The organism is Porphyromonas pasteri (genome assembly GCF_014647755.1).
Classification (GTDB): domain Bacteria; phylum Bacteroidota; class Bacteroidia; order Bacteroidales; family Porphyromonadaceae; genus Porphyromonas; species Porphyromonas pasteri.
This window is the reverse complement of record NZ_BMPU01000005.1, coordinates 135,526-155,876: the sequence shown is the minus strand read 5'-3', so window position 1 is coordinate 155,876 and position 20,351 is coordinate 135,526. Positions and strand designations below refer to the sequence as shown.

Annotated in this window: 12 protein-coding genes, 1 tRNA gene and 1 riboswitch; of the genes, 8 read left to right on the top strand and 5 right to left on the bottom strand. The window is 57.9% G+C overall.

Annotated elements, in window-relative coordinates:
• Positions 1-13 precede the first annotated feature (13 nt).
• Positions 14-3,229 (bottom strand): S41 family peptidase, encoded by a 3,216-nt coding sequence (locus IEX77_RS07800; RefSeq protein ID WP_188808420.1) that lies wholly within the window; start codon positions 3,227-3,229, stop codon positions 14-16.
• 692 nt (positions 3,230-3,921) lie between these two features.
• On the opposite strand from IEX77_RS07800, the gene spt reads away from it, so the two are divergent.
• The 6 genes from spt to IEX77_RS07770 all read left to right on the top strand — a co-directional run bounded on the left by spt (position 3,922) and on the right by IEX77_RS07770 (position 11,520).
• Positions 3,922-5,121 (top strand): serine palmitoyltransferase, encoded by a 1,200-nt coding sequence (spt, locus tag IEX77_RS07795; protein WP_188808419.1) that lies wholly within the window; start codon positions 3,922-3,924, stop codon positions 5,119-5,121.
• 105 nt (positions 5,122-5,226) lie between these two features.
• Positions 5,227-6,198 (top strand): ecotin family protein, encoded by a 972-nt coding sequence (locus tag IEX77_RS07790; protein ID WP_188808418.1) that lies wholly within the window; start codon positions 5,227-5,229, stop codon positions 6,196-6,198.
• Between the two features lie 4 nt (positions 6,199-6,202).
• Positions 6,203-6,435: riboswitch (cobalamin riboswitch) on the top strand.
• Positions 6,436-6,696: 261 nt separating this feature from the next.
• Complete coding sequence (locus IEX77_RS07785; RefSeq protein ID WP_188808417.1) at positions 6,697-7,725, top strand: acyltransferase family protein; 1,029 nt, start codon at positions 6,697-6,699, stop codon at positions 7,723-7,725.
• A gap of 325 nt (positions 7,726-8,050) precedes the next feature.
• Complete coding sequence (locus IEX77_RS07780; RefSeq protein WP_044123973.1) at positions 8,051-8,758, top strand: fumarate reductase; 708 nt, start codon at positions 8,051-8,053, stop codon at positions 8,756-8,758.
• 43 nt (positions 8,759-8,801) lie between these two features.
• Entirely contained in the window at positions 8,802-10,745 is a 1,944-nt protein-coding gene (locus IEX77_RS07775) for a fumarate reductase/succinate dehydrogenase flavoprotein subunit (RefSeq protein WP_044123974.1), read from the top strand.
• Positions 10,746-10,764: 19 nt separating this feature from the next.
• Entirely contained in the window at positions 10,765-11,520 is a 756-nt protein-coding gene (locus IEX77_RS07770) for a succinate dehydrogenase/fumarate reductase iron-sulfur subunit (RefSeq protein WP_009432722.1), read from the top strand.
• 634 nt (positions 11,521-12,154) lie between these two features.
• Here the strand turns inward: IEX77_RS07770 and lpxA are convergent.
• The 4 genes from lpxA to IEX77_RS07750 are packed head-to-tail and all read right to left on the bottom strand — an operon-like array spanning position 12,155 to position 18,728.
• A complete protein-coding gene (gene lpxA, locus IEX77_RS07765) occupies positions 12,155-12,922 on the bottom strand; it encodes an acyl-ACP--UDP-N-acetylglucosamine O-acyltransferase (RefSeq protein WP_188808416.1) in 768 nt (255 codons plus the stop codon).
• Between the two features lie 11 nt (positions 12,923-12,933).
• Entirely contained in the window at positions 12,934-14,310 is a 1,377-nt protein-coding gene (locus IEX77_RS07760) for an efflux transporter outer membrane subunit (protein WP_188808415.1), read from the bottom strand.
• Complete coding sequence (locus tag IEX77_RS07755; RefSeq protein ID WP_188808414.1) at positions 14,294-17,497, bottom strand: efflux RND transporter permease subunit; 3,204 nt, start codon at positions 17,495-17,497, stop codon at positions 14,294-14,296. Before IEX77_RS07755 ends, IEX77_RS07760 begins: the two co-directional genes overlap by 17 nt.
• Before the next feature lie 34 nt (positions 17,498-17,531).
• Positions 17,532-18,728 (bottom strand): efflux RND transporter periplasmic adaptor subunit, encoded by a 1,197-nt coding sequence (locus IEX77_RS07750; RefSeq protein WP_188808413.1) that lies wholly within the window; start codon positions 18,726-18,728, stop codon positions 17,532-17,534.
• A 765-nt stretch (positions 18,729-19,493) separates the two neighbouring features.
• Here IEX77_RS07750 and IEX77_RS07745 point away from each other — a divergent pair.
• Together IEX77_RS07745 and IEX77_RS07740 are read left to right on the top strand one after the other, a co-directional pair.
• Positions 19,494-20,015: an HU family DNA-binding protein gene (locus IEX77_RS07745; RefSeq protein ID WP_188808412.1), complete on the top strand. Its 522-nt coding sequence runs from the start codon at positions 19,494-19,496 to the stop codon at positions 20,013-20,015.
• A gap of 208 nt (positions 20,016-20,223) precedes the next feature.
• A tRNA-Lys gene (locus IEX77_RS07740) sits at positions 20,224-20,299 on the top strand.
• The last annotated feature ends 52 nt before the right edge of the window (positions 20,300-20,351 follow it).

The following is a 20,351-nucleotide window of genomic DNA, read 5'->3' as shown; positions in this document are numbered from 1 at the left end:
GAAGTGCGGGGGATTACTTCGTCTCAGCGCGGAGGACCTCGACGGCCTTCTCGATCTGTGTGTCGACGCCCTGCAGCACCTTCGTGGGATCAAGAGGCACGACGACGTCGGGCTCCATCTGGGTGTTCTCCAGATAGCGACCATCGAAGAGACGGAAGCCTACGGCAGGGATACCGAAGTAGACGCTGGGGTCGAGGAGCGTCACCCAGTTCACGCTGGTCATCGTACCAGCTACGGGCATACCGACGACCTTACCGACCTTGAGGTGCTGATAGACCCAAGGCGTACCGTGGGCATTGCTGTAGTCAGCTTCGCAGGTGACGAGGACGGAGGGGCGATTCCAGCGACGGGAGGACATCTCCGAGTACTGGCGGTCACGGACGACCTGGTCAGCGTAGTGCTTACCCGTGAAGAAGGCTTCGATATCCTCATGGAGACGACCACCGCCGTTGTAGCGGATGTCGATGACGATACCCTTCTTCTGATAGTACTTGCCCATGACGTCGGAGTAGACCGTGCGGAAGCTGGGGTCACCCATCGAGGGGATGTGGACGTAGCCGAGTGTACCCTTCGATACACGCTCTACCTCTTCGGCGCGCTGCTTGACCCAGCGCTTGTAGAGGAGATCATTGAGGGCAGAGGAGGAGATGGGGCGGATGACTTCGTCGACCTGCTCGCCCGATGCAGTGCGGAAGGAGACGAGGAGGCGCTTGCCTACCTTATCGTTCAGCAGAGGGAAGTAGTCCTTGCCTGCCTCGAGCGTCTCGCCATCGATAGCGGTGATGAGGCTGCCCTTCTGCAGCTTCGTGCGGGAGTTGTCGAAGGGACCACCTGCCACGACTTCGTCGACGTGCAGGGCGCCAGAGCCTGCTACAGGCGAGACGAAGAGGCCGAGCTCAGCTGTGGGGAAGGCCGACGATGAGGCGCGAGCGCCCGAGCCCGTGTGGGATACGTTCAGCTCGCCGAGGAGCTCGCTCAGCATCTCGGCGAAGTCCTGGTTGTTGTCGATGTAGGGGAGGAAGGTGCGGTAGTGGTCGGTGAGCTTCTTCCAGTTCACGCCGTGCATATCCTTGCGGTAGAAGCGTGCTTCTTCTTCGCGGACGACTTCTTCGTACATGACCTCACGCTCGCGGATGCGGTCGATGCGGCGGTGGCCAGCCATCGTGATGGCCTTCGTGGCATCCGTCTTAGGATCGAGCGTCATGGGCGAAGCACCGAGGATGAAGAACTTCGTGCCCTTCTTGTCCGAAGCGAAGAAGGGAGAGGAGAGGTTCATCTTCTTCTGCAGCTGCGTCGTGCCCTTGCGCATATCGTAGACCCAGAGGTCTTGCCCAGCTTCGGTAGCGGAGAAGTAGAAGAGCTTCTTGTTGTCAGGCGAGAGGATGTAGTCGCCGAGGCGCGAAGAGGCGGGGGTGATGCGTACGGTGCGCAGGTCGAGGTTGTCCCATTCGATGACGCCGTTGGTACTCTTGGTGGGCTGAGCCTTCTTCGTCTTCGTGGTGTCGGCCTTGGCTTGTTTCTCGGCTTCCTCGAGGAGGGCGAGGTCTTCGTCGTTCATGCGGAACTTCTCGTAAGCAGCACGATTGAGGAAGACCGCCATGATATCGTTCATGGAGCCCCACGAAGCGTGGTTGCGCATACCATACTTATCGGTAGCGTAGAGGAGGATATTCCCATCGGTAGACCAGCGAGGATTGCTGCTGAAGTAACCGCTGTTCGTGAGGTTCTGGATGGGCTGGTCACCCTGAGCGCTGACGATACCTACGTCGGTGTAGGGGCCACGGCCGCGGGAGACGTAGGAGAAGGCGATCCACTTCCCGTTGGGTGACCATACGAAGTCGGGGTCAAGCGTCTGCTTGCCGTCGGTGATCTGACGAGTCTGACGGGTCTTCAGGTTGTAGACCATGAGCTTCTCACGCTGGTAGAGGAAGGCTACCTCATTGCCATCGGGAGAGAAGGAGGGATACATCTTCTCGCCCTTGAGCGAGGGGATGAGCTTCTCGTCACTGATAGCCATGGCGTTGGGGAAGTTCTGATCTTCGCCACGCTCGACCTTAGCGATGTAGAGATCCCATGAGCCGTCCTTGGTGCTGGCGTAGACGATGGACTTGTTGTCCGCGCCGAAGCTGACACCACGCTCGGCCTGTGAGCCCTTCGTAATCTGACGGGTCGTGGTGTAGTCGGTAGCGGTGACGAAGACATCACCACGCGAGAGGAAGGCGATCTGCTTGCCATCGGGAGAGACTGCGGCAGAGCCGAGGCTACGGCTCATCGCGAGGTGTAGCTCTTCGTCGGAAGCCTGGTCCTTGGAGATGCGGATGGGCACACGCTGCTCACTGCGGCCAGGGACGAGGGTGTAGATCTCACCGGCATAGCCGAAGCAGAGCAGGCCGTCGGCTGAGCTGGAGAGGAAACGCACGGGGTCGCCCTTGAGCTGGGTGAGTGCCTTGGCTTCGGTAGCGGGGCCAGCGAGGTTGCCTTCGTAGACGTTCATCGAGCCGCCATTACGCTCGCTGAGGAAGTAGAAGGACTTACCCGTGGGGGAGTAGACGGGATCGCGGTCTTCGCCATCGTGGCGGGCAACGAAGCGGTAGGTCTTCTTGTCGAAGTCGTACTCGAGGAGGTCGCGTGAGGCAGAGGAGGTGTGGTGCTTACGCCACTCGTTCTCGAAGCTCTTGATCTCCTGATAGAGGATGCGTCGGCCATCACGGCTGACATTCACAGCTTCGGCGGGAGTAGCGAGGATCTGCTCGGGGCGACCGCCGGTGACGGGCACGCGGTAGAGCTCGGTGAGCAGGGAGTTGGGGAAGAGGGCGGAGCTGGCAGGATCCTGGATGTGTGCCTTGAAGATGAGATAGCGGCCGTCGGGAGTGAAGGCCTGGGGGATCTCACGCCCCGAGTGGGTCGTCAGCTGACGAGCCTTACCGCCACCCGCTGGCATGATGTAGATGTTGACGCCAGAGGAGTTGCGGTCGGAGGTGTAGGCGATCTGCTTGCCATCGGGTGACCAGACGGGATAGCACTCGTAGGCTTCGGTCGAGGTCAGGCGACGGGCTTCACCACCCACGGTGGGTACGGTGTAGATATCGCCTTGGTACGCGAAGGCGATCGTCTTGCCATCAGGGGAGATAGCTGGATAGCGCAGCCAGAGTGGGCGTTCCTGTGCAGAGGCGGAGAGTGCCGCCGCACCGAGGAGAAGCCCACAGAGAAGGGGTTTCTTTATATCCATTGCTTATAGTGATGATTGTGTATGTGGTTCGAGACCATGTATATGCTCAAAGATACGATAAATAGAGGGAAGGCGTAAAGGAAGCGAATGTGTCTATGGCGCACATCCCAAGTGGTGGGCAAAGAACACTCTGCCGAAGCGCGTGTAGAGTGGGCTCGTGAAGGGGGTGAAAGTAACCAGTACTGGTCAGCGATCGGACCAGTACTGGTCACACCGCGGAGCAGTACTGGTCACTAATGTCTACCAGTACTGGTCGATGCAGTGACCAGTACTACTTCATTTTTCCTCCTCGGTGGGCAGGGGCAGTGAGCGTGGCGATTGGCTTGTGTGATAGTGCCCTAAGCAGTGCTGCCAAGGCATCGTGATTTCGGCTGCGGAAGTAGGGGAGAGGTTATGGCTTTTCATACCGTTTGGAGGGCGCTGTTTGTCCCGCATTTGCACTGGAAAAGTGGCTTAGGTGAATGTGCGTTGCACGAATTAGGGGAAATTGTGTACTTTTGCCCGTATTTATAACGCTCGTGTGGGGGCCTTTCCTCCACCTCTAATAAGAGCTCTATTACTATAGGTGTCCGGGCTGTGGCGCTCCTTGCGATCGCAGCTCCCCGACCCAGTCCGCCCATCGCGCGCTCCACGATGAGAGCGCCCGTGAGGTGCCCGTTTAGCACTATGGGTGGATGCTTGACAGATATAAGATGAACTTACTTGAGCAGAAATTAGCATCCTTTACCGAGCCCCAGAAGGCTCAGGCTGCAGGGATTTATCCCTACTTCCGAAAGATAGAAAGCGACCAGGATACCGAGGTCGTCATCGATGGCCGTAAGGTCCTCATGTTCGGGTCGAACTCGTACCTCGGACTGACGAACCATCCCGAGATCAAGGCAGCTGCTATCGCCGCTACGGAGAAGTATGGTACGGGATGTGCAGGGAGCCGCTTCCTCAACGGTACCCTCGATACGCACCTCGAGCTGGAAAAGCAGCTGGCTGCCTTCGTCGGCAAGGAAGATGCCATCATCTTCTCCACGGGCTTCCAGGTCAACCTCGGGGTCATCTCCTGCCTCCTCGGCCGTGAAGACTATATCATCTGGGATGCACTCGATCACGCTTCGATCATCGAGGGTATCCGCCTCTCTCCCGCTAAGAGCCTCCGCTACAAGCACAATGATATGGAAGCTCTCGAGCGTCGCCTCAAGCAGTGCGATCCCGATCGCATCAAGCTTGTCGTCGTCGACGGTGTCTTCAGCATGGAGGGTGACCTGTGTAACCTCCCCGAGATCGTACGTCTGGCGAAGAAGTACAACGCCTCGGTGATGGTCGACGAAGCTCACGGCTTCGGCGTACTCGGTGACCACGGTCGCGGTACGTGTAACCACTTCGGTCTGACCGATCAGGTCGACCTCCTTATGGGTACCTTCAGTAAGAGCTTCGCCTCTCTCGGTGGCTTCATCGCTGGTAGCAAGGTGCTCATTAACTATCTCCGCCACCACGCTCGCTCCTATATCTTCAGCGCCAGCTGTACTCCAGCCTCGACGGCTGCTGCCTCTAAGGCTCTGGAGATCATGCTTCGTGAGCCCGAGCGTGTGGAGTCGCTTCGTGAGAAGACGGCTTACTGCCTGGATCGCTTCCGCAAGCTGGGCTTCGAGATCGGTAATACCTCGACGCCTATCATCCCCCTCTTTATCCGTGATAATGAGAAGACCTTCCGCGTGACGGCTATGCTCTTCGAGGAAGGTGTCTTCGTCAATCCCGTCGTGGCTCCAGCTGTCGCTCCTGGCGATACGCTGATCCGCTTCTCGCTCATGGCTACCCATACCTATGAGCAGCTTGACCGCGCTATCAAAGCGCTCGTCAAGGTCTTCAAGGCCCTGGACATTCCGCTCCATCCTCAGGCTTAGAGACAGCACCACTCGGACCAAAAAAGATTATTACGGGTATCCTATCGAAATAAATTCGGGGGGATACCCGTTGATCTTAGTAGATAGCTCATCTATCGACGATGTATGACTACTTCAAGCGCCCACCTAACCTCCCTCTTAGCTTTTATTGCTCTTGTCCTGCTTAGCCCCAGCTGCCGAGCTGCCCACGATGGGCAGAATGGTGAGGAAGGTGATCAGGCTCGCGAGGGAGTCGTCAGCTATACCGAAGACTACTCTAAGGTCCCGCTCCCCCCGCATACTTACCGCCTGACGCTCCCACATGCCAGCCCCCTCGAGGACTACCGCGTGGAGATCGTACCGGCTCTTCCCAATACCAACCCGACGCACACCAGCATCGATGGGCGCTTCGTACCCAGTACTCAGGTGGATGTCTTCTCCTCCTACCGCTATCAGCATGGCGAGGGGATTATCTCAGCCTTCGACAAGCCTATCGAGGGTCTGGATCCTAAGCCCTTCCTCTATGGTGAGCCCCTCCTTCTTCCCTTCCGAGGCAATAAGGAGCTGGCCATCACGACCAATGATAGTGTGCGCGTCGTCTACCGTATCTGGCGCGCTATGGGCAAGGCGACGAAGGTCAGCCCAGACTCCGTAGCCCGTAAGCTCCCCCGTAAGCGTGGCTATACGGCCTACGTCATCACTGCTCCCGAGCGTCATAAGGGCAATAGCCCAGACTACTATATCGAGCTGATCCCGTGCATACGGAAGAAGGTCGACTGCAATATCCATGTACTGAGCGGAAAGTTCGAGCTTGACATGGAAGCCGAAGGGCTTAACCTTCCCTACATCTTCAAGAGTGATGGCAAGACCATGTCCACACGCATGGGCTGTCCAGATGCTCGTATGGAAGAAAAGCTCATCCGGCACATGGGCCTCGTGGTCCTACGTAATGCTGGCGAAGCGGTCACGGTATATATACCCGATCGCTTCACATTGCTTACTCGCTGCTACCGTCCAGAGGGCAAGCGTGAACTGCTGACCAGCGACAAACAGCCACAGCGCAATCTGAATGCGCAGGTGGATGGTGATCAGAGATAATATCGTATCTTTGTAAAGGCGTTGTGCCTGACACGCGAAGATCTGTGTGCTGTGTGTCGGGCTTAAAAGGGAATCGAGTGAGAATCTCGAACAGTCCCGCTGCTGTATGTGCATCATACTGCTCCCTGCCGAGGGCTATGTCGAAGCCCTGACCACTGGAGGTTCTGTGTCTCTGGGAAGGGTGGCTGGGAGACAAGGTGCACGAGTCAGAAGACCTGCAACGCTCATTCAAAATGCTTCGAGGAAAGCTACAAGTATGGGTCTCCATGCTTGGAATTTATTCCCCAAAGAGGATGTCCGCTCTTTTGAATAAAGTGGGCAGTGGTACTTTTGCCGTAATGATTTAGTGGATATGCCTCAGGTGGCGTCCAGGACGGTGGGGAAACTCGCGGGTCAGGACTCCTGCCTGAGGCTTATTCGTTGTGATGCCGCAAGATGCTATATCTTTGCACTATAGCAGATGTCTAATAAGTAATCATCGCCGTGGTAGATTCGACTTTGCCCAAGGAATTTTCGGTAGCCCTAAAGGGGGCGCTCTCCTTGTTTATTGTAGGGACGCATATCAGCTCGCTGTGCCAGCCTGATGAGACGCTCCTGTGGCTACGTGTGTGTAATCTCCTTACCCCACTTGCGCTGGTCTTCTTCTTCTTCCTCTCGGGCTATGGGCTGATGACCCAGTTGCGTCTGCGTACCCTTCGTACACCTACTACGTCTCCAGCGGCCCTCTGGGTGGGCTGGCTCCCCCGAAGACTCTGGGGACTCATTAAGCCATTCCTCTTCTTCTACCCACTGGCTGTCCTCTTCCTCTTTATTGGCTTTGGCTTTGACCATATACCTCAAGCGCTGGCACAGCTCAAGGTTAATTTTCTTATTTGGAAGGTAGGTATCCCAGGCCCCTTGTTTGTGGCATGGTATCTCCTGGAGCTGATGGTGCTCTATGTCTTCTTCTATTTCTCCTTCCGCTATGTGCGCCGCTGGGGACGAGCTGTGCTTGTGCTCGTGGGACTTACCCTTCTCCTTATGCTGGTGGCATGGCAAGTCGGCTTCGGATACTATTGGCTTCGCTATCCTCTTTGCTTCTCTGTGGGCGTGGCCTATGCTATCTATGAGCGTAGTATATATAAGCGAATGAAGGTGTGTCGTCTTATTTGCCTGGCCTTTACGCTTCTCTTGGGAGGTGTATATATATGGAGTGTGCAGACCTTCCCCAACCAACTCGTGGTGCTGATACTCACTAGTCACCTCGCTTACTTCGCCCTTCCTGTGATGCTCACAGCTCTTAGCAAGGCTTTGGGGGCGACAGATCTCTTTATGCGACGTGCGCACGGCCCCGTTGGGAGTGCTCTGATGTGGCTCGGTGGTATATCGCTTGAGACCTACCTTCTGCACATGTCCTTCGTGAGCTTCTTTAGGAGCCCAGTCATCTATATTCAGTCGCTACTACTTTACCTTGTAGTGGTTTATACTGCCACTATATTCGGCGCCTATCTCATTGCTCGCTATCTCCGCGTCTTGGTGCGCGCTTGAGGTAGTCTCGTTTTTACTTCCCCCCCCCCCCCTCTTCTCTTCTCACTGATACAGCGATGTGGTTAGCTATATATAGGTAGGTAGCCGCGCTGTGGTGCGCCAGTTTTGTGGTGCATTTACCTATTGTAAGGTATATGCAGTGGTAGGATTATGCCTTTTTTTCGCTAATGTTAGTACGGCATATACCTAATTAAGCTATCTTTGTAGCGTGCATTGCATGAGGAGGTGCGTCCCGACACAGCTATGGGGCACCCTAATGTCTTGCACGATAGCAATATATCTCCACAAGAAGGCAATAAAATAGAATCAATTAAATAGCAACTTTATGTCGTGGTTAATTAAATCTTCGATCGGGCGTAAGCTGGTCATGAGCATCTCAGGCCTCGCGCTTATCCTGTTCCTGACCTTCCACATGTCGATGAACCTTGTGGCGCTCTTCTCTGAAGAAGCCTACAACGCCGTGTGTGAGTTCCTCGGGGCTAACTGGTATGCCCTGGTCGCTTCGATGGGGCTGGCAGTCCTCTTCATCGTCCACATCGTCTATGCCTTCATCCTGACGCTTCAGAATCGCAAGGCTCGCGGTAACGACCGCTATGATGTCGTCGACAAGCCTAAGGGTGTCGAGTGGGCGTCGCAGAACATGATGGCTCTCGGTGTCATCATCGTCCTCGGGATCTTCCTGCACCTCTTCAACTTCTGGGCTAAGATGCAGCTCGCAGAGATCATCGGTCAGCATGACCTCGGTATCGATGGCGTCACTGGTCCTACGGACGGCGCTGGCCTGATCCGCTACACCTTCTCTAATCCCATCTTCGTAGTCCTCTACCTCATCTGGCTGGGCTCACTGTGGTTCCACCTGTCACACGGGTTCTGGAGCTCACTGCACACCATCGGCTTCAACAACCGTGTCTGGTTCGAGCGTCTGCGTTGCATCTCCAACATCTATACGACGATCATCGTCCTCGGCTTCGCTGTCGTCGTGATCTATTATTTCATCCAAGCCCTCTGCGGGGGCTCCTTGTGGTATTGCTAACCACAGTTCATCCCACAAGTAAGCTATCCATACCTCTAAGATTATGTCTAAGATAGATTCGAAGATCCCCGCCGGCCCATTGGCCGAGAAGTGGACCTCCTATAAGGACCATCAGAAGCTCGTCAACCCTGCAAACAAGCGCCGCCTCGACATCATCGTCGTCGGTACGGGCTTGGCTGGCGCCTCCGCTGCTGCCTCGCTCGCTGAGATGGGCTTCAACGTCTTGAACTTCTGTATCCAGGACTCTCCCCGTCGTGCACACTCGATCGCTGCTCAGGGGGGGATCAATGCCGCTAAGAACTACCAGAACGATGGTGACTCCGTCTACCGCCTCTTCTACGATACGATCAAGGGTGGTGACTACCGTGCTCGCGAAGCAAATGTCTATCGTCTGGCCGAAGTGGCTAATAGCATCATCGACCAGTGCGTCGCTCAGGGTGTGCCTTTCGCTCGCGAATACGGCGGCCTTCTCGACAACCGTTCCTTCGGGGGTGCACAGGTCTCTCGTACATTCTATGCTCGTGGTCAGACGGGGCAGCAGCTCCTCCTCGGTGCTTACTCTGCACTGAGCCGCCAGGTCGGTAAGGGCACGGTGAAGATGTACACCCGCCACGAGATGCTCGACGTCGTCATCATCGACGGCCGTGCTCGTGGTATCATCGCCCGTAACCTCGTCACGGGTAAGATCGAGCGCTTCGCCGCTCACGCTGTCGTCATCGGTACCGGTGGCTATGGTAACGCCTTCTTCCTCTCCACGAACGCTATGGCCTCTAACGGCTCAGCTGCTTGGCAGTGCTACAAGAAGGGTGCTTACTTCGCTAACCCCTGTATGGCACAGATCCACCCCACGTGTATCCCCGTCCACGGCGAATTCCAGTCTAAGCTCACGCTGATGTCTGAGTCGCTCCGTAACGACGGTCGTATCTGGGTGCCCAAGAATATCGAAGACGCTAAGAAGCTCCAGGCTGGTACGCTTCGTCCTACCGATATCAAGGAAGAGGATCGTGACTACTACCTCGAGCGCCGCTACCCCGCCTTCGGTAACCTCGTGCCTCGTGACGTCGCCAGCCGTGCTGCTAAGGAACGCTGCGACGCTGGCTACGGTGTCAACAACACGGGGCTGGCTGTCTTCCTCGACTTCTCCAGCGCTATCAAGCGTCTTGGCAAGGACGTCGTAGAAGCTCGCTATGGTAACCTCTTCCAGATGTACGAAAAGATCACCAACGACAATCCCTACGAGACGCCGATGATGATCTATCCCGCTATCCACTACACGATGGGTGGTATCTGGGTGGACTACGAGCTTATGACCTCTGTCCCTGGCCTCTTCGCCATCGGTGAAGCTAACTTCTCCGACCACGGTGCTAACCGCCTCGGTGCATCGGCTCTGATGCAGGGGCTCGCTGACGGTTACTTCGTACTGCCCTACACGATCCAGAACTATCTGGCTGACCAGATTCAGGTCCCCCGCTTCAGCACGGATCGTCCTGAGTTCGACGAAGCAGAAAAGGGTATCCAGGATCGTATCGCTCGCCTGATGAGCATCAAGGGTAAGCAGTCCGTCGACAGCCTCCACAAGAAGCTTGGTCACATCATGTGGGACTTCGTAGGTATGGGTCGCGAGCGCGAAGGCCTCGAGAAGGCTATCGTCGAGCTCAAGGCTCTGAAGAAGGAGTTCTGGAGCGACGTCCGTATCCCTGGTAAGGCTGACGACCTCAACGTGGAGCTCGAGAAGGCTCTTCGTCTGGCTGACTTCATCGAGATCGGCGAACTCATGGCTCGTGACGCTCACGACCGTGAAGAGAGCTGCGGTGGCCACTTCCGCCTCGAGCACCAGACGCCCGAAGGTGAAGCCCTGCGCCACGATGATCAGTTCGCTTACGTCTCCTGCTGGGAGTACCAGGGCGAAGATCAGGATCCCGTCCTTCTGAAGGAACCTCTGGACTACGAGTTCGTCGTACGTCAGCAGCGTAACTATAAGAACTAACCCCAAGCCAACATCCACAATGGACAAGAATATAAATATCAAGGTTAAGGTCTGGCGTCAGCGTGGCCCCGAGGTAAAGGGTGCGTTCGAAACCTACGACCTGCAGAATATCTCTCAGGGTAGCTCCTTCCTGGAGATGCTCGATATCCTCAACGAGCAGCTCGTACGCGAAGGCAAGGAGCCCGTTGTCTTCGACCACGACTGCCGCGAAGGTATCTGCGGTATGTGCTCGCTCTACATCAATGGGCACCCCCACGGGCCCGATGATAGCATCACGACCTGTCAGCTGCACATGCGTCGCTTCAACGATGGCGATACGATCACCATCGAGCCTTGGCGCTCGGCTGGCTTCCCCATCATCCGTGACCTTATGGTAGACCGCTCGGCCTACGACAAGATCATCCAGGCTGGTGGCTTCGTGTCGGTCAATACCGGTGGTGTACCCGATGCTAACGCTATCCCCATCCCTAAGGCTAACGCCGACATGGCTATGGACGCTGCTGCTTGTATCGGTTGCGGTGCCTGCGCTGCAGCTTGTAAGAACGGCTCGGCTATGCTCTTCGTCTCTGCTAAGGTCAGCCAGCTGGCTCTCCTCCCACAGGGTCGTGTCGAAGCTGCCCGCCGTGCTAAGGCTATGGTCGCTAAGATGGATGAGCTGGGCTTCGGTAACTGTACGAACACTCGTGCTTGCGAAGTCGAATGCCCCAAGAATATCTCGATCTCCAATATCGCTCGTCTGAACCGCGAGTTCCTCGCTGCTAAGTTCAAGGACTAAGCCCCGAGACGAATCCCTCTCTTCGGCCTCCTGTAGCGGCTTCTCCCCTTCGCAGGAGAAGTCCTGCAGAGCCGACTACCATCGCTCTCTTCAGGATTCACCTCCTGGATTGAATAGGTTAGATTGGTGTAGTATCGCCCGCCCTCCTGAGCCTACGGCTCCTGAGGACGGGCGATCGCATTATAGGCCTCCCTGCGCTTCTTCTGCGGGGAGGCTTCTTTGTTTCTCCGAAAGGGTATTGGCCTGTGTCTATAGAGGAGGATAGTGCGAAGCTATATTGGTCGCTGGGCGAACCTATATAGGTCGCTTCATAGACCTCTATAGATCGTCGCGTGGACCAATATAGGTCAGCCCGCCGACCAATATTGGTTCATCTGCCTATCGTCGTGAGGTGTCAGCAGTCCGTCATATATAGTGCATGTCCTTCGCTTCGGCGATCGGTATAGGCGGAAGCGTGTGACCTCTCTTGGATCTCTGCCTTTGAGCATCTGACCTCCGTCCTCCGTCCTCCGTCTCTGCAAGCGGCTACATATAGATAGTCCGAGGCCCTGTCGTGCATCGCACGGCAGGGCCTCGGACTATATGGGGGTAGGGTATGTCTCAGCCTGACCCACGGGTGGGGAGCAACGGGACCTTACTTCATGATGAGGCTCTCGGAAGAGCGGAGGAAGGCGATGACCTGCTGGATTTCGGGGCCGTCAGGTACCTGCTCTTCGATCTGCAGGATGGCGTCGTAGAAGCTGATCTTACCATTGAAGACCAAGCGGTAAGCCATAGCGAGATGGCGCTGTGTGCGCTCGTCGATACCTGCCTTGGAGAGCATACCCGCATGGATCCCAGCGTAGACGGCAGGGTTATCCTTGACGGTGATGAAGGGCGGTACGTCTTCGCCGAAGCGGCAGCCCGTGAGGATGAACGCCAGATCACCGATGCGACAGCGGGGCTTGGCCGTGACGCCGCTGCTGAAGATTGAGCGGCTGCCGATGGTGCAGTCGCAGGCGATCTTGACTGCATAGCCGAAGACATTCTGATTGCCCACCTGACAGTTGTGCGAGATGTGGGTGCCTTCCATAAGGATGTTCCCACTGCCGATGACAGTGGAGACGTCGGTGCGGGAGGCGCGGCTGATGACCACGTTCTCACGGATCACGTTGTTGTCGCCGACGATGAGCGTGGACTTCTCGCCCTTGTAGGAGAAGTCCTGGGGCGAGGCACCGAGCACGGCATTCTGATAGATGGTGTTGCCACTACCGATGCGCGTGCCGTTCATCAGGCTGACGTGCGGGTAGATGGTGCAGTCGTCACCGATGACGACGTCATCCTCGATATAGGCGAAGGGATAGATCGTCACACGGGCACCGATCTTGGCGCCAGGTGCGATGAAGGCTTGTGGACTGATCATAGCGATAGGGATTACTGGGCACCTCCGCCGAGGGCATTATAGAGGTTGACGACGGCCTGCATCTTGCTGAAGCGGTCTTGAATCTGCGAGAGCTGGGCCTGCAGGAGTGCCTGCTGGGCGGTGATGACCTCGAGATAAGAGGAGGTCTTCCCCGTCTTGAAGAGGGCCTCAACGATCTCGACATTCTTCTCGAGGCTCTCGATCTGTAGGGTCTCGGCCTTGATCTTCGCCTCGGAGGCCTCATAGAGGGCGAGAGCATTGCTTACTTCGGCTCCGGCATTGTAGAGGCTTTGCTGGAACGCCAGGCGTGCCTTCTCTTCCTCAGCCTCAGCTACGCGAAGGCCTGCGATGAGCTTACCATTGGCGAAGATGGGCTGTGCCAGTGAGGCAAGAGCCGAGGCGATGAACTTCATCGGGTTCGATACGGCCTGCCCAAGAGCGCCCGTCCAGCCTGCGCTCCCCGAGATGTTGAGCGAGGGGTAGAAGGCGGCACGTGCACCATTCGTCTGATAGTAGCAGCTGGCCAGAGCCATCTCCGCTACGCGCACGTCGGGGCGTGCCGAGAGTAGCTGAGCGGGTACGCCGACGGCGAAGGTGCTGGGGAGCTGCTGGGCCTCGAGCGTGGAGCGGCTATAGGTACGAGGCGACTCGCCGAGGAGGAGGGCCAGCGCATTCTCCGTCGTGGTGATCTGGCGCTCGATCTCGGGGATGGAGGCCTCTACCTGATGGAGGTTGGCACGGGCGGACTGCACGGAGGACTCCATAGCACGGCCGAAGTCCTTCTGCGCCTGCATCACCTCAAGGGTGTGGGCAGCGAGCTCGGCTGCCGAGCGGGAGAGCTGGAGCTGGCGGTCGAGCATCAGCAGCGTGTAGTAGCTGTTGGCCACGCTCGCAATGACACGGCCACGGACGAGCTGCTGGTAGGCCTGAGCACGGAGGAGCTGGGCCTGTGTCGAGCGGGAGGCATTCAGCAGTGAGCCGAAGAGATCCACCTGCCAGCTGGCCTGCACAGGTAGCGTGTAGCTGTAGGTGGCGGGTACACCCTCGGTCTTACCCGCCGAGAGCGAAGGAGCGAGCGTCAGCGAGGGGAAGAAGGAGAGGCGGGCAGCCTTGAGCTGGGCCTCTGCCTGCTGGGTGGAGAGGTTCGCCGAGAGCAGGTCGATATTCTGCTGGAGGGCCTTCTCGATGAGCGCCTGCAGGGGCGCATCGGTGAAGAGTGCACGCCAGGGCGTCTGCCCGAAGGACGTGGTGTCTTGGCTCAGCGTGTCGATCTTGTCGCCACGGTAGACGGAGGTGTCTACCGTGGGACGCTGATACTTCTTGTAGACGCCACAGCCTGTGAGTGTGAGGCTGAGGGCGAGGAGGGGAAGGCTATGCTTGAGCGTCATCTTGTGATTCGGTCTTGGAGGTGTTGGAGAACTGAAGGATCTCACCCGAGGGCTTCGAGGTGATGATGTCGTCGAAGCGTAGGGGCTTGAAGCGCTCCTGCAGGCTCTGGAAGACGACGAAGAGGGCGGGGACGATGAAGATCTGCAGGATCATCCCGATGAGCATCCCACCGACGGTGCTGGCACCGAGCGTGGAGTTCCCGTTAGCCCCGACACCACTGGCGAACATCAGCGGGAGGAGCCCCACGATCATCGCAAGCGAGGTCATCAAGATCGGGCGCAGACGAGCCACCGCCCCAAGGATCGCACTCCACGTGATCGCCATACCTGTGCGGCGGCGGTCCAGAGCAAATTCTACGATGAGGATGGCGTTCTTCGCCAAGAGACCGATGAGCATAATCAGAGCGATCTGCATGTAGATATTGTTCGTGTGCCCGAAGATATTCGAGAAGATGAAGGCACCCGCTAGCCCGAAGGGGATGGAGAGGATGACCGAGAAGGGCAGGAGGTAGCTCTCGTACTGTGCACTCAGGATGAGGTAGACGAAGAGCAGACAGAGGCCGAAGATGAGCGCTGTCGTATCCGACGAGCCCTGCTCCTCACGCGTCAGACCCGAGTAGTCGTAGCCGTAGCCTGCCGAGAGCGTCGAGCTGGCGACCTCGGAGACGGCCTTCAGCACGTCCCCTGTGGCATAGCCTGGGGCGGGGGAGGCCATCACGTCGATAGAGGTGTAGAGGTTGAAGCGGTTCACGCTCGCAGGGGCGTAGACCTTCTCCGTGGTGATGAAGGAGGTGATAGGCGCCATCTCACCCGTGCCGGTACGCACATAGATATTGCTCAGGGCGTTGATGTCGAGGCGCTGCTCGGGGGCGGACTGCAGGAGTACGCGGTAGAGCTTACCGTAGCTGTTGAAGTTCGCCACGTACATCCCCCCGAAGTAACCCTGCAGGGTGGAGAGGACGGTCTGCGGTGTCGTGCCGGCACGCATCGTGGCGGCTACGTCGACGTCGATGACGTACTGGGGGAAGCTGGGGTTGTACTGCGTCATCGCATAGGCTACCTCGGGGCGTGCATTGAGTGCGGCGAGGAACTTCTGCGTCTCGGCGAAGAACTTATCCAGCTCGCCACCCGTCTTGTCGAGCATCGTCAGCGACACGCCCGAGGCCATACCATAGCCCGGGACCATCGGTGGGGTCATCGCCAGCACGGAGGCATCCTTGATGGTAGCGCCATAGGCGAAGAGCTTGCCTGCGATCTCACTCGTCGTCGTCTTACGCTCACCGAAGGGCTTCATGCGGACGAACATCGAGGCATAGTTCGAGCCCGAGCCACCTATGAGGCTGAAGCCCGAGATGCTCATGACCTGCTCCACGCCGTCCTGTGCCTTCGCGACGTCGGCGACGTCCTTGAGCACCTTCTCCGTCTTCTCGCGGCTGGTACCTGGAGGTGTGGCGACGGTGACCATCACCGTACCCGTATCTTCCTGGGGCACGAGCTCGCTACTGGTGAACTTCATCAGGACGACCATGATGACGATACTTACCAGCACGATGATGCCCGAGGTGACGCGATGGCGCACGAAGAACTCGACCCCCTTGCGGTAGGGGCGCAGGACGCGATTCTCATACACAGCGTTGAAGGCCAGATGGAAGCGGTCGATGAAGCTGAGCTTCTTCCCCTCGTGACCCTTGTGGGGCTTGAGCAGGAGGGCGCAGAGCGTGGGGCTAAGCGTCAGAGCGTTGACGGCAGAGATGATGATAGAGACGGCCATCGTGACCCCGAACTCACGGTAGAACGTACCGCTGATCCCCGAGATGAACGACACGGGCACGAAGACCGCAGCCATGACGAGCGTGATGGAGATGATAGCGCCCGAGATCTCATGCATGGCGTCCATGCTGGCTGTGCGGGCGGAGTCGTAGCCCTCGTCCAGCTTGGCGTGTACGGCCTCGACGACGACGATGGCGTCATCCACGACGATAGCGATGGCGAGCACCAGTGCCGAGAGCGTGAGGAGGTTCAGCGAGAAGCCGAAGATCTGCAGGAAGAAGAACGTACCGACGAGCGACACGGGTACCGCGATGGCGGGGATGAGCGTGCTTCGGAAGTCCTGCAGGAAGATATATACGACGATGAAGACGAGTAGGAAGGCCTCGAGGAGCGTCTGGATGACATGCCAGATGGAGGCGTAGAGGAAGTCCGTGACGTCGAGGACGTAGGTCATCTTCATGCCGGGAGGGAAGTCCTTCTCCAGCTCCTGGATCTCGGCCTTGATGGCGGTGACGATGTCGTTAGCGTTGGAGCCTGCGATCTGCGAGACCATCCCCGTGACAGCGGGGTTGCCATCGGAGAGGGAGTTGATGCTGTAGCTGAGGGAGCCCAGCTCGATTTTCGCCACATCCTTGAGGCGGATGATGTTGCCCGCGTCGTCGGACTTGATGATGATGTTCTCGTACTCGGGGATGCTCTTCAGACGGCCCTTGTAGCGGAGCGAATACTCATAGGTGCGGTCACCTGATTCGCCGAGGCTCCCTGGGGCAGCCTCGAAGTTCTGTGCCGAGAGGACGCCTGAGACGTCGCTGGGGACGAGGGAATAGGCGCGCATCTTGTCGGGGTCGAGCCAGAGGCGCATGGCGTAGGTGCCTTGGCTGAAGGTATTTGCCGAGCCGACACCAGGCACACGCTTCAGCGCGGGCAGGATGTTGATGTCGGCGTAGTTCGCGAGGAACTGCGCATCGTAGCGCCCGTCTTCGCTCGTCAGCGAGTAGACGAGGAGCATGCTTGACTGGCGCTTCTGCGTCGTCACCCCGACGCGCACGACGTCAGCGGGGAGGAGGGCCTGAGCCTGCTGTACGCGGTTCTGCACGTTCACCGCTGCCATGTCGGGGTCGGTACCTTCCTTGAAGTAGACGGTGATGGAGGCGCCGCCCGAGTTCGTGGCGGTAGAGGTCATGTAGGTCATGCCTTCGACCCCGTTGATCTGCTCTTCGAGGGGGATGATGACGGAGTTGAGCACCGTCTGGGCGTCCGCACCTGCGTAGGCTGTGGAGACCTGTACGGTGGGCGGTGCGAGGTTGGGGTACTGCTCGATAGGCAGCTGTATGAGCCCGATGACCCCGAGGATGACGATGATGATGGAGATCACCGTCGAGAGCACGGGGCGGGTAATAAATCTATCGAAATTCATTGCTCTATATGCTTCCGGTTAAGGCGGTGGGGGCTTAGTGCTTCTCAGCAGCACCGCCCTTGCCCATCATCTGCTGGCGTATAGCCTCCTGCTGCTTGGCATAGGCTTCTTCGGTGAGGGGCTTGATGACCTCGCCCTCCTTGACGCCCGTGGTGCCGGCGACGAGGATGCGGTCGCCAGCCTTGAGGCCGCTGGTGACGGTGTAGCTCTGCCCATCATCGACGGGGCTGACGGTGATCTCGGTGAAGGTCAGCTTGCCGTCCTTGTCGACGGTGTAGACGAACTTCTTGTGGAGCAGCTCGACCGTCGCGCTCTGGGGTACGAGGATAGCCCCTGCCGTCTGGGTGGGGACGAGGACCGTACCTACCGAGCCGCTACGGAGCTTGCCCTCAGCGTTGGGGAAGTCGACACGCAGCGTGATAGCGCCCGTGGTCTTGTCGACGACGCCGCTGACACCCTGGATCGTCCCCTCTTCGGGGTATTCGCTGCCGTCGGAGAGGCGCAGGCGCACCTTGGGAAGGCTCTTGGCTGTCGTGCCATCCCCTGCGAGGGTCTGCATCTCACGCTCGGAGACGGAGAAGTAGACGTAGGCCTTGCGCGTATTCGATACCTGCGTCAGGGGCGAAGCACTCTGAGGGCTGACGAGATTCCCCACGCGGTAGTTGATGGAGCCGACGACGCCCGAGACGGGGCTGGTGACGGTGCAGTAGGAGAGGTTCTCGCGTGCTGAGACGAGGGCAGCCTTGGCGACGGCGACATTGGCCTCAGCGCTCTTCAGTGCGTTGGAGACCTCTTCGTAGTTGCTCTGGCTGATGATGTTCTTGGCTAAGAGGTCCTGGCTATTGCGCTGGTTGAGCTGTGCCGTGGCGAGCGAAGCCTGTGCGGCGGAGAGGCTGGCGGTAGCCTGCGAGACGGCAGCGCGATAGGTGACATCGTCGAGGTGGAAGAGGGGCTGACCTGCCTTCACTCTCTGACCTTCGGTGACGTAGACCTTGGTGATGAAGCCCGATACCTTGGGGCGAATCTCCGCATCGTCCTCGCCTCGGATGACGGCGGGATAGCTATTGTAGGCGGAGAAGTCGCCTGCGGAGAGGGTGCGTACGGGGAGTTCTTGAGGGCCTTGGGCTTGTCCCTGCTGGGCCTGCTGGCTGGAGCAGGCGGGCAGGAGCGTGATCCCTGCGGTGAGGAGCAGGAGGCTAAGGCACGAGACGGTAAGGCGTTGATGCGTCATAATTCTTGTGGGGTTGTATTGTTGGTTTGTCTTTTGATGAAGAGTGCCCCGCAGGTGGGGGCTGTAGAAGGGGACTTCCCGCCACTTCGTCACCGCAGGAGGTGCGGAGCAAGTGGGGCGGGTAGAATTCTGCACAAAGGTACTCCAAATCTCAGCTCGCAGTGTCAGCCGTCTGACTTTTCCCTGGGCTATGTGCCTCGCTTCGGATGGGCTGGGGGACGGGGCGCTTGCCCTCTCCCTCGCGCGTGCCTATTATATATAGGAGCTTTGCTTCGCTATAATAGAGTCCTCTCCCCGCGAAGGTTTATTCTCCCCGCCAAATTTCTTTTGCGCCCCGTCTCCCGAAGGGGAAATGTTCCCTCGTAGGGCCTTTCTGTACGCGGGTTTGCGAGGGGTGAAAAGTGACCAGTACTGGTTTGCGCTCTGACCAGTACTGCTCACGTCTCCGACCAGTAGTGGTCGCTATAGGTCACCAGTACTGCTTCACTCAGCGACCAGTACTGGTCGCTTTTTCACACCTCCTGCACTCGCTTCCTTGGTTGTCCTTTTCTCTGAGACCTTGACGGAAGCAGAGACTTTGCCTTCCTTCACTGTGAGGAGCGAGAAGTGCGGGTATAAGGAGCGAAGTGAAGCCAAGAGCGAGGCAAGTGAACGAAAGTGGACGAAGATGGCTGCTCCGCCGTAGCTGGACGCTCTACCTTTGCAGTGTCCTCCAAGAGATAGGAGGGCACAAGTAAGTTTTATTCACTTTTATTCGTATCCATTATGGGAACCACAAAGCAAGCTCTCGGCTACATGCTCCGTGATGTCGAGATGAAGATCGGCAAGTTCGCCGGCAAGACCGTCACCGTCGCTACCGCCCGCGCTCGAGGGCACGTCTCCTTCATGCGCTTCTGCGATATGGTGGCAGGGCACACGACCTTCAACTATATGGAGGTCGCTGCTATCCTCAACCTCGCAGCTGACACGGCGCGCAGTCTCGTCGCAGGCGGGGAGTCCGTGAACTTCGGGCGTCTGGGGAGTCTCTCACCCACGCTTCACAGTAAGGCCGTAGCCAAGGGTGAGGAGTTCAGTGCGATGACGCATATCAAGGGAGTGCGTGTCCGCCTTCGTCCTAACCGCCAATTCTTCCGTCTGGATGACGTCGCCCTGGAGCGCATCGCGCTGGAGAAGAAGGCCAAGGGGAAGAAGGATAAGGGCGCGCAGCCGAAGGAAGGCGGCCACCCTGCCGAGGGGACTCCTGGCGCAGGCGATCCCGGTGCTTCGGGTGGTCATGTAGGTATCTAGCCTCCGCCTTCAGCGCTTAGCCGCTCCTCTCACGGGCTCCCCCGCCTTAGCTCAGCCTAAGGCGGGGGAGTCCCCTCGTATTATGAGGCTCTTTGTCGCAAGCGTATGGGGTGGGGTATTTGCACAAATAAAAAGTTTGCCTTACCTTTGTAGCCGAAATCAAAAGTCGTCGCTCACCAAGGCGAGGAAAAACGGCCGAGATCGGAATGACTCTGTAGCTCAGTTGGTAGAGCAAGTGACTCTTAATCACTGGGTCGTGAGTTCGAGCCTCACCGGGGTCACCAGCTAAGCGGGTATTGCTTCTCTCGAAGCGATACCCGCTTTCTTTTTGTCGGC